This is a genomic window from Pseudomonas sp. P129 (genome assembly GCF_020312195.1).
In the GTDB taxonomy this organism is placed as follows: domain Bacteria; phylum Pseudomonadota; class Gammaproteobacteria; order Pseudomonadales; family Pseudomonadaceae; genus Aquipseudomonas; species Aquipseudomonas fragariae.
Map to the genome: position 1 here is coordinate 1,078,839 of NZ_JAGPYS010000001.1, position 14,716 is coordinate 1,093,554.

The window sequence follows — 14,716 nt, forward strand, 5'->3', positions numbered from 1 at the left end:
GCGGGTGGCGGGGCAGATCAGCGTCTGCCCAGCCCCTGCGCCTGAATAATCCATTCCTGGCGCTGCTGTTCGCTGGCGCTGTGTACCGGAGCAAACTCGGTCAGGCGTTTGGTCTTTATCCCGCAAAAGCCGAGTATGGTCCTAACCATCTGCCGGTGAGCCGGCGCGCCGTAGATCCAGTGAAAGTAGCGTGGCGGCGTGTCCATGGCGACCAGCAGCTCAGCTGTCCGGCCGCGAAGCAGTTCATTGGATGAGTGCTTGCGGCCGTGGACCTTGAACGCAAAACCGGGCGTCAACACCCGGTCGAAAAAGCCCGTCAACAACGCCGGCAAGCCGCCCCACCAGACCGGATAGACGAAGACCAGATGCTCGGCCCAGTGAATCTGGCGCTGGGCTTCGAGCAGGTCGGGCTCAAGTGTCTGAGTCTGATCGTAGCCGTTATGCAGAATCGGATCGAAGTCCAGTTCGCCCAGCTTGATGACCCGCACCACATGCCCTTCGCCACGCGCCGTTTGCGCGTAGGCGTCACCCAGGGCGTGGCAGAAACTGATGGCCTTCGGCGTGCCGTAGACCATCAGGATTCGTTTGCCATTGCCTTCCAGTGGCGTTGCGCCGCTTCTGGCATCAGCCATTACTGCCTGCCTCGAGCATTTTGTCCGGCCGCACCCAGGCATCGAACTCTTTATCGGTCAGGTAACCCAGCGCCAATGCCGCTTCGCGCAGGGTCAGACCTTCGGTGTAGGCTTTCTTGGCAATCTGCGCCGACTTGTCATAGCCGATATGCGGATTGAGTGCGGTGACCAGCATCAGGCCGCGCTCCAGGTGTTCGGCCATTTTTTCGCCATCCGGCTCCATGCCCGCGATGCAGTGTTCGTTGAAATTGCTGCAGCCGTCGGCCAAGAGGCGAATCGACTGCAGAACGTTATGGATGATCACCGGCTTGTACACGTTCAGTTGCAGGTGGCCCTGACTGGCGGCGAAACCGATGGTCACGTCGTTGCCCATGACCTGGCAGGCGAGCATCGACAAGGCCTCGCACTGGGTCGGGTTGACCTTGCCGGGCATGATCGAACTGCCGGGCTCATTGGCAGGCAGTCTGACTTCTGCCAGACCGGCACGCGGGCCTGAGCCCAGCAGACGCAGGTCGTTGGCAATTTTCATCAGTGTGCCGGCCAGCGTCTTCAGTGCGCCGGACAGCGCTGCAAGTGGCTCGTGACCGGCCAGCGCGGCGAACTTGTTGGGTGCGGTGACGAATGGCAGTCCGGACAGGGCCGCCAGTTCTGCGGCAATGGCCTCGGCAAAGCCCTTGGGCGCATTGAGCCCGGTGCCGACTGCCGTCCCGCCCTGAGCCAGCTCGTAGACGGCGGGCAGGGCGGCGCGAATGGCTTTTTCCGCATAATCGAGTTGCGCGACAAACCCGGACAGCTCCTGGCCGAAGGTGATCGGCGTCGCGTCCATCATGTGTGTGCGCCCGGTCTTGACCAGCTTCATGTGCCGCGCGGCCTGTTCGGCCAGCCCGCTGGACAGTTCGGCGATGGCCGGCAGCAGCTGCGCCTTGACCGCCTGGGCAGTGGCAATGTGCATGGCCGTCGGGAAGCAGTCGTTGGAGCTTTGCGAGCGGTTGACATGATCGTTGGGGTGAACCGGTGACTTGCCGCCACGCCCCTGGCCAGCCAGTTCGTTGGCGCGGCCTGCGATCACTTCGTTGACGTTCATGTTGCTCTGTGTGCCACTGCCGGTCTGCCAGACCACCAGCGGAAATTGCGCGTCATGCTGACCGTCGAGCACTTCGTCGGCGGCCTGTTCGATCAGGCGGGCGATGTCGGCAGGCAAGTCGCCATTTCGATCGTTGACCCGTGCGGCAGCTTTCTTGATCAGGGTCAGTGCGTGCAGGACGGGCAGCGGCATTCGCTGGTCGCCAATCGCAAAATTGATCAGTGAGCGTTGGGTCTGCGCGCCCCAGTAGGCATCTTCGGGGACTTCGATCGGGCCAATGCTATCGGTTTCGGTGCGGCTCACTGGTCTTACTCCTTTAAGTGCGTTGCAGGGTTAGGTGTCCATATGCCCACAGGGTTCCCGCGCAGTGCTTTTTAACCGCTGGGTGAACCGGGGGTTGAGCCAAAAGCCCAGATAAGCGCAGAATGGTCGGCCCTGGGGTAATGCCTCGTTTGCTAGATAAGGAAACTCGATGACCCGTCTTCGTGCCATTTGTACCGCGGTAGCCCTGGTCTGTGCCAGCGGCCAGGTCTTCGCCGACACCGCCAGTCACAACGCGAGCGCCGAAACGTTCCTGAAGCTTGCCAACGCCGATCGCCTGGGCGCTCCGGTCTACGCTCAGGTTCAGCAGATGTTCGCTCAGCGTTTCGCTGAAACCAAGGCACCTGCATCGAAGAAAGCCCTGCTTGAAACCTATCAGGCCAAGGCCAACACCGCTCTGGACCAAGCCATTGGCTGGAACAAGCTCAAGCCCGAGATGGTCAAGCTGTACACCGCAAACTTCACCGAAAGCGAGCTGAAGGATCTGGTCGCGTTCTACCAGTCGCCACTGGGCAAGAAAGTGATGACCAAGATGCCTGAGCTGGCTCAGCAGTCGGCCCAGCTGACCCAGAGCAAGCTGGAAAGCGCTGTTCCGGTGGTCAACAAGCTGCTGGCTGACATGACTGCCGAACTGGAACCTGCCAAGGCAGCTGCTCCGGCTCCGGCCAAAAAGCCCTGACAGGCGATTTCCATCATGACCATGCAACAACGAATCGAGTCGGCGCTTGCGCTGCTGCAACCGCACCACCTGCAAGTACTCGACGAGAGTCATATGCACAGTCGTGGTCAGCAGACCCATTACAAGGCGGTTCTGGTCAGTGATCAGTTTCAGGGCCTGAACTCGGTCAAGCGGCACCAGAAGGTTTACGCCACGCTGGGACCGCTCATGGGCGAGTTTCATGCACTGGCGTTGCACACCTACACGCCTGAAGAATGGTCGAAGGTCGGTACAGCGCCTGCTTCACCGACCTGCGCCGGCGGGCATTGATCAGGGCTTTTTACTGATCCTGCCCCCTTGCCGGGGGCGATTGCCCCGCCGAGCTGTCTGCTGCACTCCGGTTTTTGCTAGAATCCGCACCGCGCCGCCTGGCCGGTGCGTTTTTTTGGTCCGCATTTTTTTACCCGGTAGGCCCTTTGCGAGGGTCGCCACTGGAGAGATACATGACTCAAGAGCCGATGACTCAGCCGATCGTCGTGGCTGCGCTGTACAAGTTCGTCACCCTCAGCGATTTCGTGGAACTGCGCGAGCCGCTGTTGCAGGCGATGGTCGACAACGGCATCAAGGGCACGCTGTTGATTGCCGACGAGGGCATCAACGGTACGGTGTCCGGCAGTCGCGAAGGCATCGATGGCCTGATGGCGTGGTTGAAGAGCGACCCGCGCCTGATCGATATCGACCATAAGGAATCCTACTGCGACGAGCAGCCGTTCTATCGCACCAAGGTCAAGCTCAAGAAAGAGATCGTGACCCTTGGCGTCGAAGGCGTCGACCCGAACAAGAGCGTCGGTACGTACGTCGAGCCCAAGGACTGGAACGACCTGATCAGCGATCCTGAAGTGCTGCTGATCGATACCCGCAACGATTACGAAGTGTCGATCGGCACCTTCGAGGGCGCCATCGATCCGAAGACCACGTCGTTTCGAGAGTTTCCGGAATACATCAAGGCGCATTTCGACCCGGCAGTGCACAAGAAAGTCGCCATGTTCTGCACCGGTGGCATCCGTTGCGAAAAAGCCTCGAGCTACATGCTCGGCGAGGGCTTCGAAGAGGTCTATCACCTCAAGGGCGGCATTCTCAAGTATCTGGAAGAAGTCCCCGAGCAGGAAAGTCACTGGCGCGGCGAGTGTTTCGTGTTCGACAATCGGGTCACGGTGCGCCACGACCTGACCGAAGGCGATTATGATCAGTGTCACGCCTGCCGCACGCCCATCAGTGCCGAGGACCGCGCCAGCGAGCATTACTCGCCTGGCGTCAGCTGCCCGCATTGCTGGGATTCGCTGAGCGAGAAGACGCGTCGCAGCGCCATCGACCGGCAAAAGCAGATCGAACTGGCCAAGGCACGTAATCAGCCGCATCCGATCGGTCGCAACTACCGTTTACCCTCCGAGGCCTGAGCCATGTCTGCCCGCCTGATCTATGTCATGGACCCGATGTGCTCCTGGTGCTGGGGCTTTGCTCCGGTTGCCGACGCGTTGGTGCAACAGGCTCGGGCGGCGGGCGTGCCGCTGCATCTGGTCATGGGCGGTCTGCGCTCCGAAGGTGCTGCGCTGGAGCCTGCCAAGCGTCGTTACATTCTTGAGCACTGGCAGGCGGTCGAAGAGGCTACCGGCCAGCCGTTTCTTCGCGAAGGGGCGCTGCCGGAAGGGTTTGTCTACGACACTACGCCTGCCTGTCTGGCGGTCACTGCGGCACGGCAGCTGGACCCGGACCGCGCCTGGGAACTGGTCGGGCTCATCCAGCGGGCGTTCTACAACGAGGCGCGGGACGTGACGCGTCCGTCGGTGCTGGCTGAGCTCGCGGAGCAGACAGGGCTGTCGCGTCAGGCATTTGCCGATGAGTTCGAAAGTCCGCAGCGCCAGGCGGCCACCGCCGCCGATTTCGCCTGGGCACAGGATCTGGGGATTGCCGGCTTCCCGACCCTGCTGGCAGAGCGCAACGGTCAGCTGGCGCTGCTGACCAACGGTTATCAGCCATTGAGCAGCCTTTCGCCCTTGCTGGGTCGATGGCTGGAGCGTGCAGCCAGTGCATGATGAAGTGCCTGAGGCTGCCCGACAGCCGCACGCCACACGCAGCGACGCATTGAGCTGGGCCGAGATCCGTCGTCTTGCCTTGCGGCATAAAAAATCCTTGTGGCTGGCCAACGGTGTCGCGGTGCTGGCCACGCTGTGCAGTGTGCCTATCCCGTTGCTGCTGCCGTTGCTGGTCGACGAGGTGTTGCTGGGCCGTGGCGATGCTGCGCTCAAGGTCATGGATCACCTGCTGCCTGGCAACTGGCAAAAGGCAGCGGGCTACATTGGCCTGATGCTGTCGTTAACGCTGGTGCTGCGGGTCGGGGCGCTGGTGTTCAATGTGTTGCAGGCGCGGCTGTTCGCCGGGCTGGCCAAGGACATCGTCTATCGTATCCGGCTGCGGCTGATCGAGCGGCTCAAGCGCATTTCCCTGCGTGAATACGAAAGCCTGGGCAGCGGTACGGTGACCACGCACCTGGTGACCGATCTGGATACGCTGGACAAGTTCGTCGGTGAAACCCTCAGCCGCCTGCTGGTGGCCACGCTGACCCTGGCCGGCACTGCAGGCATTCTGATGTGGATGCACTGGAAACTGGCGCTGCTGATCATGCTGTTCAACCCGCTGGTCATCCTGCTCACGGTGAAACTGGGCAAGCGCGTCAAGCACCTCAAGAAGCTGGAGAACGACAGTACGTCGCGGTTTACCCAGGCACTGAGTGAAACGCTGGATGCGATTCAGGAAGTTCGGGCCGGGAACAGACAAGGCTTCTTTCTGGGACGCCTGGGCGTACGCGCGCAGGAAGTGCGTGACTACGCAATCAATTCACAGTGGAAAAGCGACGCCTCGGGCCGTGCCAGCGGGCTGCTGTTCCAGTTCGGTATCGATATCTTTCGCGCCGCGGCAATGCTTACCGTGCTGTTCTCGGACCTGTCCATCGGGCAGATGCTCGCGGTGTTCAGTTACCTGTGGTTCATGATGACGCCGGTTGAGCAACTGCTGAACCTGCAATACGCCTACTACGCGGCAGGCGGGGCGCTGACGCGCATCAACGAGTTGCTGGCGCGCGCCGACGAGCCGCAATATGCCGGCGGCACCGACCCGTTCGAGGGCAAGGAAACCGTAGGGGTCGAGGTCCGTGGCCTGACCTTTGGCTATGGCGAAGACCTGGTGCTGGACCAGTTGAACCTGAACATTGCGCCGGGAGAAAAAGTCGCCATCGTCGGTGCCAGCGGGGGTGGCAAGAGCACCTTGGTGCAGTTGCTGCTGGGGCTCTATACGGCGCGCACCGGCGTGATCCGTTTTGGCGGCGTCAGCCAGCAGGATATTGGCCTGGAGACCGTGCGCGAAAACGTCGCCGTGGTACTGCAGCATCCGGCCCTGTTCAACGACACCGTACGCGCCAACCTGACCATGGGCCGCGACTGCAGCGATGAAGCCTGCTGGCGTGCACTGGAAGTTGCGCAGCTCGATTCCGCGATCCGCGATCTGCCACAGGGTCTGGACAGCGTGGTCGGACGCTCCGGAGTCAGAATGTCGGGTGGCCAGCGCCAGCGCATGGCAATCGCGCGCATGGTCCTGTCCGACCCCAAGGTGGTGATCCTCGATGAGGCCACCTCGGCGCTGGACGCTGCCACCGAGTACAACCTGCATCAGGCACTCGCACGTTTTCTGCGCAGCCGCACGACGTTGATCATTGCCCACCGCCTGTCGGCCGTGAAGCAGGCTGACCGGGTACTGGTATTTGATGGCGGGCGTATTGCGGAGGACGGTGACCATCAGCAGTTGATTGCCGATGGAGGTCTGTACGCAAAACTGTACGGACATTTACAACAAATCTGATGTGCCAAGCCTTGATCAGCGCACAGGTTGGCTCGATTGCGGGAGATTCACCTGCCATCATGGGCGAATTTAGCCTAGTCTCTGCGCTAGACGTTTATTCAGGCATGTGGTGACGTGAAACCCATGAAGCAACCATGGACCTTCTCCAAGCCCCGTCTGTTGGGCATCGTATGGCCTTTCATTGCCGTCGCGCTGTTTCAGGCGTTGCTGGGATGCGTCAGTCTCTACACCATGTCTGCCGTGCGCAGCTATGTGGCGGGGGAGAGTCTCTGGTCCAAGGGGCAGAAGGACGCTATCCACTACCTGAGCCTGTACGCCAACCGGCATGATGAGCGTGACTACCTCAAGTATCAAAAAGCCTTTTCCGTACCTCAGGGCGGCCATGCGCTGCGCAAGGCGCTCGATCAGCCCATCCCGTCCCTGGCGGATGCCAGAGGCGGAATCATTCAGGGCGGCAATCACCCGGATGATGTGAATGGCATCATCTGGATGTACCTGAACTTCCACAACTTCAGTTTCATGAAACAGGCCATTCATTTCTGGGAAGTGGGTGATGGCTACCTCATGCAGCTCGACGAACTTGCCCGGCACATCCACGACCGGGTCGGTCAGGGTGCTGTGAGCGCCGCCGAGGTCGATCAATGGCGCGAGCAGATCAATGTCATCAATGAGGGCGTCACGCCTGCTGCGCGTGCGTTCAGTGATGCGCTGGGCGAAGGCTCAAGGCTGATCCTCAACCTGTTGATAGCGGTCAATCTGATCACCGCCGTGGTATTGATTCTTCTGGCACTGCTGCGGGTGCGCCGTCTGATCGTCCAGCGCCGCGTGTTTGCCGACGCCCTGCAACTGGAGAAGGAGCGGGCGCAGATCACGCTGGAGTCCATCGGCGACGGGGTGATCACCATCGATGTGGCCGGCGCCATCGTCTACATGAACCCGGCCGCCGAGGGCCTGGCCCACTGGAAAAGCACTCAGGCCAGCGGACTTCCGCTGGCTGCGCTGTTCAATCTGCTGGATGAAAACGATCAGAAGGATCAGTCAACGCTGGTCGAGCAGATCATCACCGGCAAGCTCAAGGGCGGCAGTGCCAACAGCAAGCTGATCCAGCGGCTTGATGGCAGCACCGTGTCGGTGGCGCTGGTCGGCACGCCGATCTACACCGAAGGCGTGATCAGTGGCGCGGTGCTGGTGCTGCATGACATGACCCAGGAGCAGCAGTACATCGCCGATCTGTCGTGGCAGGCTGCCCATGATCCGCTGACCGGCCTGGTCAACCGCAGCGAGTTCGAACGCCGTTTGCAGCGCGTGCTCGACGAAGACTGCGGTCAGGGTCGAAGCCATTGCCTGATGTTTCTCGATCTGGATCAGTTCAAGCTGGTCAATGATACCGGTGGCCATGCGGCGGGTGATGAACTGCTGCGCCAGCTGTGCCGGGCCTTGCCGCAGGGCTTGCGTGACGGGGATACGCTGGCCCGGCTGGGAGGCGACGAGTTCGGTGTGTTGCTGGTCGATTGTCCTGCCGAAACGGCGCTCGATATGGCCGAGGCGTTGCGCGAAGTGGTGCAGCGTCTGCATTTCATGTGGAAAGGTCGGCCATTCATGACTACCGTCAGTATTGGCCTGGTACACCTCGGCGATACACCTGCGTCTCTGGAAGGATCATTGTCTGCTGCAGACATGGCCTGTTATATGGCCAAGGAAAGAGGTCGCAACCGAGTCCAGGCCTACAGTGTGGATGACCTGACGCTGTCGATGCGTTTCGGCGAGATGGCCTGGATACAGCGGCTGCACATGGCAATGGACGAGAATCGCTTTTGCCTTTATGCGCAGGAAATCGCCTCAATAAAGGGCGAAGTGGGCGAAGTACGACACATTGAGATCCTCTTGCGCCTGCGCGACGAGTCTGGACGAATGGTCGTACCGGACAATTTCATTCCGGCCGCCGAACGCTACGGCCTCATGACCACCCTCGATCGCTGGGTGGTACACAATGTGTTCAAAGTCATTGCCCAGTGCCAGAGTGATGATCGGCATCAGGTGCCGCAGGCACTATGTGCTATAAATTTGTCTGGATCGAGTATCGGGGATGATACGTTCCTCGAATACCTGAAACAGCAGTTCAAGACGTTTGACGTATCGCCCGGGATGATCTGCTTCGAGATCACCGAGACCAGTGCGATTGCCGACCTGCAAAGTGCGATCAGATTCATTAACGAGTTGAAGGCATTGGGGTGTCAGTTTTCCCTTGATGATTTCTGCTCGGGTATGTCGTCTTTTGCCTACCTCAAGCACTTGCCGGTGGATTTCCTGAAGATCGATGGCAGTTTTGTAAAGGACATGCTCGACAACCCGATCAACAAGGCTATGGTCGAGGTGATCAATAATATCGGTCATGTCATGGGCAAGCGCACTATTGCTGAATACGTTGAAACGCCGCAGATCGAATCTGCGTTGCAGGAAATGGGCGTGGATTTTGCACAAGGCTATCTGATTTCCCGCCCTGAATTGTTCACTTGCGAGAGTCTTTATATTCAGCCCGTACGGCCTGACCCCCTGATGTTCGGCGCGCCAGGAACGCTACGTTAATCAGTTGAAACCCTCATAAGGAGATACCCCAGTGATCGATGCTTTCGATAGAACCGGTCCGCTCATGGAAGCCAGCAGTTATCCGGCCTGGGCGCAGCAGTTGATCAAGGATTGCAGCGCTGCAAAAGCACGGGTGGTCGAGCACGAGTTGTACCAGCAGATGCGTGACGCGACGCTGAGTCCGCAGATCATGCGCCACTACCTGATCGGCGGATGGCCAGTCGTCGAACAATTCGCGGTGTACATGGCCAAGAACCTCACCAAGACCCGTTTCGGTCGTCACCCGGGTGAAGACATGGCGCGCCGCTGGCTGATGCGCAATATTCGCGTCGAACTCAATCATGCCGACTACTGGGTCAACTGGTGCGCGGCGCATGATGTGACGCTTGAGGACTTGCACGATCAGCGGGTAGCGCCCGAGTTGCACGCGCTGAGCCACTGGTGCTGGCAGACCAGCTCGTCGGATTCGCTGGCCGTGGCGATGGCGGCTACCAACTACGCTATTGAAGGGGCGACGGGCGAATGGTCGGCTGTGGTCTGTTCCACTGGTGCGTACGCTGAAGCGTTTCCTGAAGAGACCCGCAAGAAGGCCATGAAGTGGCTCAAGATGCATGCGCAATACGACGATGCTCACCCTTGGGAGGCGCTCGAGATCATTTGTACGTTGGTGGGCAACAAGCCGAGTGTGCAATTGCAGACCGAGCTGCGTCAGGCCGTTACCAAAAGCTACGACTACATGTACCTGTTTCTTGAGCGTTGCATGCAACTGGACAGGGTCAAGCCGCGAGGACGTGTTGCCGCGCTGGAGGCGTAGGGGCGGGCGAAAAGGCGGGAGAGAGGGCTAGCTGGCCATGGCGATACGGTTACGGCCTTCGCGTTTGGCGACGTACAGCGCATTATCGGCACGGCGCAGCAGGCTGTCGGCTGTTTCCGTCGGCAGCAGTGTCGAGCAACCCAGGCTCACGGTCATGGTCAACGCCGGGCTGAGTTCGCGAAACTCGAGATTGCGCACCGCCTGGCACAGACGCTGACCAATCAGTTCGGCAGAGTCGGCGCCGGTGTTGGACAGAATCACAACGAACTCTTCACCGCCATAGCGGAACACCCGATCAATATTGCGCAGTTGCGCCTTCAGGCTCTGCGCAACGGTTTTCAGCACATCGTCGCCGGTATGATGACCGTATTCATCATTCACTTTCTTGAAGTGGTCGATATCCAGCATCAGCAGTGACAGCGGTTGCTTGTGGCGCCGTGAAATTTCGATTTCTCGGGCCAGGCCCTGATCCATGGCGATGCGGTTGCCGGTGCTGGTCAGCGGATCACGCAGGGCAGTTTGCGTGGCAATGCGGTATAGCAGCGCATTCAGCAGCGGGTACACCAGGCAGACCAGCAGCGATTCAAGGTCGCTCAATTGCCGCGTGTCGAATGGCCTGGCGCCTTGAAACTCCAGTTCGCCGATGCATTTGCCTTCATGACGCAGGTGAAAACTGGCGCTGTCGGATGACATCTCGCCCAGACGCAGCTGCAAGTCGCTTTCGATATGTCGATACATCAGACCGCTCAATGGCAGGAAGCGTTGTACACCCTGAAAAAACAGGGTCAGTATCCGCTCGGCTTCAAGACTGGTCTGCAATTGTCGCCCAAGCTGGTAGATCAGCTCGGGCAGTGACGGGGGTGGAAGCACGGCGTCAGGTCGATTTCTAAACCCGAGGCGTTGCAGTTCAGCCGTATCGAAGTCGATTGCATGGGTCTGGGTAGGAAAATTCATCTCTTCGCTCCTCAGCACATATTGCTGGCTTGGCTGGGTTAGAGGGGACGCGGTGCCATTCGGTTCATTTTTGGCCAGACTTATTAAAATCAGTGGTTTAGCTGACGCCATCTCTCTGACAGTGGCGAAAAATCGGCAATTCCTTGACTTAAAAAGCCGTTTTGAACGGCCGTTGTGACGGTTTTTCGTCACAACAGCCTGTCCCTGTCACTGGGCATTCAATGCCTGCCCATTGATGCCTTTGCTGTCCGGCCCCATCAGGTACAGATAGACCGGCATGATCTCTTCAGGCGCCGGATTGTTCTGTGGATTTTCATCCGGATAGGCCTGCGCGCGCATGCCTGTGCGGGTTGCGCCAGGGTTGATGCTATTGGCGCGGACCGTGCTGACGCCCTCCAGCTCGTCAGCAAGGGTTTGCATCAGGCCTTCGGTGGCAAACTTCGACACGCCGTAAGCGCCCCATTGTGCGCGCCCCTTGCGACCTACGCTGCTGGAGGTGAAGGCTATCGACGCATCCGCCGAACGCTGAAGCAGCGGCAGCAGTGCCTGGGTGAGCATGAAGGTGGCATTGACGTTGACGTGCATGACCTGCATGAAGTCTTCGCCGGGCAGGTGTTCCACCGAAGTACGCGGGCCGATGATCGAGGCGTTATGCAGCAGCCCGTCTAGACGGCCGACTGTGCGCTCGATCATGGCCGCCAGCGCGTGGTACTGCGCCGGGTCGGCGCTTTGCAGATCGAAGGGTATGACCAGTGGCGGCAACTGACCTGCTGCCTTTATCTCGTCATGAACCTGAGCCAGGCTGGCGTCGGTCCTGCCCAGCAGCAAGACGGTGGCGCCATGTGCTGCATAGGCTTTGGCGGCTGCGGCACCGATGCCGCGAGCGGCACCGGTGACCAGAATGATCCGGCCCTTGAGCAGTTCCGGGTGCGCGGAGTAATCAAACATGTAAAGCCTCGTTTAGCAGCTGCACAGTGCGTTATCCAGCACCTTGCGCAATTCCAGCGGATGATCGACCACCACGTCGGCACCCCAGTGATCGGGATTGTCGTCGGGGTGGATGTAGCCGTAGCGCACGGCGGCGGTTTTTGTGCCGGCGTCGCGCCCGGACTCGATGTCGCGCAGATCGTCGCCTACGAACAGAACGCTGGCCGGGTCCAGGTCGAGCATCCGGCAGGCCAGGATCATCGGTTCCGGGTGTGGCTTGCTGTGTGTGACGTGATCAGGGCAGATCAGCAGCGCCGAGCGTTCCGCCAGGCCGAGCCGCTCCATGATGGGCTGAGCGAAGCGCACCGGCTTGTTGGTCACCACCCCCCAGATCAGGCCGGCCTTCTCGATGTCGGCCAGCAATTCGTCCATGCCGTCGAACAGTTTGCTGTGGACGGCGCAGTCACGCTGATAGCGTTCCAGAAACTCCAGACGCAACGCCTCGAATTGTGGATCTTCGGGGGACATCGCAAAGGTGGCCGCGACCATGGCTCTGGCGCCACCGGAAACTTCGTCGCGGATCAGTTTGTCCGGCACCGCCGGCAGGTTGCGATCGGCAAGCATCGCCTGGGCAATGGCGATGAAGTCCGGTGCGGTGTCGAGCAGAGTGCCGTCCATGTCGAATAAAACCGCTCTCAGGCGCATCTGTCATGCCTCCCGCAGGGTCTGGATCATGTAGTTGACGCCGACATCGGAGGTCAACTTGTAATGCTTGGTCAGCGGGTTGTAGGTCAGGCCGATGACGTCCTTGACCTGCAGGCCGGCGTCACGGCTCCAGGCGCCCAGCTCGGAAGGGCGGATGAATTTCTTGAAGTCGTGGGTGCCGCGCGGCAGTAGGTTGAGGATGTATTCGGCGCCGACCACAGCGAACAGATAGGCTTTCGGATTACGGTTGATGGTCGAGAAGAATACCTGACCGCCAGGCTTGACCATGCGGTAGCAGGCGCGGATCACCGAGGACGGGTCCGGCACGTGCTCGAGCATTTCCAGGCAAGTCACCACATCGTACTGCTCGGGCATTTCTTCGGCCATGTCCTCGGCAGTGATCTGCCGGTACTCGACGCTGACACCCGATTCGAGCTGGTGCAGCTGTGCGACTGCCAGCGGCGCTTCGCCCATGTCGATGCCGGTCACCGTTGCGCCGCGCAGGGCCATCGCCTCGCTGAGGATGCCGCCGCCGCAACCGACGTCCAGCACCTTCTTGCCCGCCAGACCGACGCGCTCGTCGATCCAGTTGACGCGCAGCGGGTTGATGTCATGCAGCGGCTTGAATTCGCTTTCGCGGTCCCACCAGCGATGGGCCAGGGCCTCGAATTTGGCGATTTCTGCGCGGTCGACGTTGCTCATGGGTGTCCCTCTTGAACTCAAAATTCTTTTTCGTCAGTCAGGCTTATAGATAAGCCTGACTGACATGTGTTCGGTCCGAATCGAATTATTCGGCTTTACCGGAAATACGCTGGCCCCACGCAATCGCGGTGTCGCGCAGTGCGGGCTCATCCATGCGGGTCAGCCGGCGAGCGTCGAGCAATTGCTTGCCGGCCACCCAGACATGACTCACGCAATCGCGGCCAGTGGCATATATAAGCTGCGACACCGGGTCGTAAATCGGTTGCTGGGCCAGGCCCGACAGGTCGAAAGCGACCATGTCCGCCGCCTTGCCGATCTCCAGCGAGCCGGTCTCGGCCTGAATACCCAGGGCGCGAGCGCCATTGAGCGTTGCCATGCGCAGCGCGCGGTGTGCATCCAGCGCCGTGGCCGAGCCGGCGACAGCCTTGGCCAGCAAGGCGGCGGTGCGGGTTTCGCCGAGCAGGTCCAGGTCATTGTTGCTGGCGGCACCGTCGGTGCCCACCGCAACGTTCACACCCGCCTGCCACAGTCGTTCGACCGGGCAGAAACCGCTGGCCAGCTTGAGATTGGATTCCGGGCAATGAATGACGTTGGTGTTGCTTCCCACCAGCAGGGCCAGATCGTCGTCGCTGATCTGCGTCATGTGCACGGCCTGGAAGCGCGGCCCGAGCATGCCCAGCCGGTTGAGGCGGGCGAGGGGGCGCTCCCGGCGCTGCTCGACAGCCTGCTCGACTTCAAATGCGGTCTCGTGCACGTGCATCTGGATCGTGGCGTCCAGTTCGTCGGCGATCACCCGGACCTTCTCCAGGTTCTCATCGCTCACGGTATAGGGCGCATGCGGGCCGAAGGCGATCTTGATGCGAGGATGGTGAGCGAGGTCGTTGAACAGTTCGATGCCGTTGTGCAGGGCTTCAGCCGTGGTGTGGGCACCTGGGATCGGAAAATCCAGCACCGGGACGGTGATCTGCGCGCGCATGCCGCTGGCATGGACGCGTTCGGCGGCCACCTTGGGGTAGAAATACATGTCGGAAAAACATGTGATGCCGCCCTTGAGCTGCTCGGCGATGGCCAGATCGGTGCCGTCACGCACGAAGTCTTCATCGACCCACTTGCCTTCGGCAGGCCAGATGTGGTCCTGCAGCCAGGTCATCAGCGGCAGATCGTCGGCCAGCCCGCGAAACAGGGTCATCGCCGCATGGCCGTGGGCGTTGATCAGGCCGGGGCTGAGCAGCATGCCGGGCAGTTCCTGCACCTGCACGGCGTTCTGCCGCAGCGCTTCGGCACGGGGACCGATATAGACGATACAGCCATCGCGAATGCCGATGCCGTGGTCCTTGAGCACGACGCCTGCGGGCTCGACCGGCACCAGCCAGGCGGGCAGGAGCAAAAGGTCGAGCGGTGCTGTAGCGTTCGGCATGAGA

General features: G+C 60.5%; 14 protein-coding genes. 7 read left to right on the forward strand and 7 right to left on the reverse strand.

The features are described 5' to 3' along the window. Positions 1 to 17 precede the first annotated feature (17 nt). Both KBY02_RS04655 and KBY02_RS04660 read right to left on the reverse strand, forming a co-directional pair. Positions 18 to 632: an NAD(P)H-dependent oxidoreductase gene (locus KBY02_RS04655; protein WP_011268572.1), complete on the reverse strand. Its 615-nt coding sequence runs from the start codon at positions 630 to 632 to the stop codon at positions 18 to 20. Further along, a complete protein-coding gene (locus KBY02_RS04660; RefSeq protein ID WP_024640839.1) occupies positions 625 to 2,019 on the reverse strand; it encodes a class II fumarate hydratase in 1,395 nt (464 codons plus the stop codon). The genes KBY02_RS04655 and KBY02_RS04660 overlap by 8 nt, the downstream gene beginning before the upstream one ends. Before the next feature lie 169 nt (positions 2,020 to 2,188). Here KBY02_RS04660 and KBY02_RS04665 point away from each other — a divergent pair, with 169 nt between their 5' ends. From KBY02_RS04665 to KBY02_RS04695, 7 genes are all read left to right on the forward strand, one after another. Then, positions 2,189 to 2,716: a DUF2059 domain-containing protein gene (locus KBY02_RS04665; RefSeq protein ID WP_003314637.1), complete on the forward strand. Its 528-nt coding sequence runs from the start codon at positions 2,189 to 2,191 to the stop codon at positions 2,714 to 2,716. A 15-nt stretch (positions 2,717 to 2,731) separates the two neighbouring features. Next, entirely contained in the window at positions 2,732 to 3,025 is a 294-nt protein-coding gene (locus KBY02_RS04670; protein WP_003404250.1) for a BolA family protein, read from the forward strand. Between the two features lie 173 nt (positions 3,026 to 3,198). Next, positions 3,199 to 4,152, forward strand: a complete 954-nt coding sequence (locus tag KBY02_RS04675) for a rhodanese-related sulfurtransferase (RefSeq protein ID WP_024660916.1) — start codon at positions 3,199 to 3,201, stop codon at positions 4,150 to 4,152. A gap of 3 nt (positions 4,153 to 4,155) precedes the next feature. After that, positions 4,156 to 4,788, forward strand: a complete 633-nt coding sequence (locus KBY02_RS04680) for a DsbA family protein (protein WP_003404247.1) — start codon at positions 4,156 to 4,158, stop codon at positions 4,786 to 4,788. Continuing rightward, positions 4,781 to 6,607 (forward strand): ABC transporter ATP-binding protein, encoded by a 1,827-nt coding sequence (locus KBY02_RS04685; RefSeq protein ID WP_011268570.1) that lies wholly within the window; start codon positions 4,781 to 4,783, stop codon positions 6,605 to 6,607. Before KBY02_RS04680 ends, KBY02_RS04685 begins: the two co-directional genes overlap by 8 nt. A 123-nt stretch (positions 6,608 to 6,730) precedes the next feature. Beyond that, positions 6,731 to 9,193 carry an EAL domain-containing protein gene (locus KBY02_RS04690; RefSeq protein ID WP_024660915.1) on the forward strand — a complete coding sequence of 821 codons (2,463 nt, stop codon included), beginning with the start codon at positions 6,731 to 6,733 and terminating at the stop codon, positions 9,191 to 9,193. A gap of 31 nt (positions 9,194 to 9,224) precedes the next feature. Continuing rightward, positions 9,225 to 10,007, forward strand: a complete 783-nt coding sequence (locus tag KBY02_RS04695) for a TenA family transcriptional regulator (RefSeq protein ID WP_024652842.1) — start codon at positions 9,225 to 9,227, stop codon at positions 10,005 to 10,007. Positions 10,008 to 10,034: 27 nt separating this feature from the next. On the opposite strand, the gene KBY02_RS04700 is transcribed toward KBY02_RS04695, so the two are convergent. The 5 genes from KBY02_RS04700 to KBY02_RS04720 all read right to left on the reverse strand — a co-directional run bounded on the left by KBY02_RS04700 (position 10,035) and on the right by KBY02_RS04720 (position 14,712). Beyond that, the gene (locus KBY02_RS04700; RefSeq protein WP_024638880.1) at positions 10,035 to 10,961 is read right to left on the reverse strand and encodes a GGDEF domain-containing protein; all 927 of its coding nucleotides are present in this window, start codon (positions 10,959 to 10,961) and stop codon (positions 10,035 to 10,037) included. A gap of 207 nt (positions 10,962 to 11,168) precedes the next feature. After that, on the reverse strand, positions 11,169 to 11,909 hold the full coding sequence (locus KBY02_RS04705; protein WP_003404242.1) for a YciK family oxidoreductase: 741 nt from the start codon (positions 11,907 to 11,909) through the stop codon (positions 11,169 to 11,171). A 12-nt stretch (positions 11,910 to 11,921) separates the two neighbouring features. Then, on the reverse strand, positions 11,922 to 12,593 hold the full coding sequence (gene mupP, locus KBY02_RS04710; RefSeq protein WP_024638882.1) for an N-acetylmuramic acid 6-phosphate phosphatase MupP: 672 nt from the start codon (positions 12,591 to 12,593) through the stop codon (positions 11,922 to 11,924). A 3-nt stretch (positions 12,594 to 12,596) separates the two neighbouring features. Further along, positions 12,597 to 13,295 carry a bifunctional 2-polyprenyl-6-hydroxyphenol methylase/3-demethylubiquinol 3-O-methyltransferase UbiG gene (gene ubiG / locus KBY02_RS04715; protein ID WP_003369710.1) on the reverse strand — a complete coding sequence of 233 codons (699 nt, stop codon included), beginning with the start codon at positions 13,293 to 13,295 and terminating at the stop codon, positions 12,597 to 12,599. Between the two features lie 85 nt (positions 13,296 to 13,380). Then, on the reverse strand, positions 13,381 to 14,712 hold the full coding sequence (locus KBY02_RS04720; protein WP_058398567.1) for a TRZ/ATZ family hydrolase: 1,332 nt from the start codon (positions 14,710 to 14,712) through the stop codon (positions 13,381 to 13,383). Positions 14,713 to 14,716 lie beyond the last annotated feature (4 nt).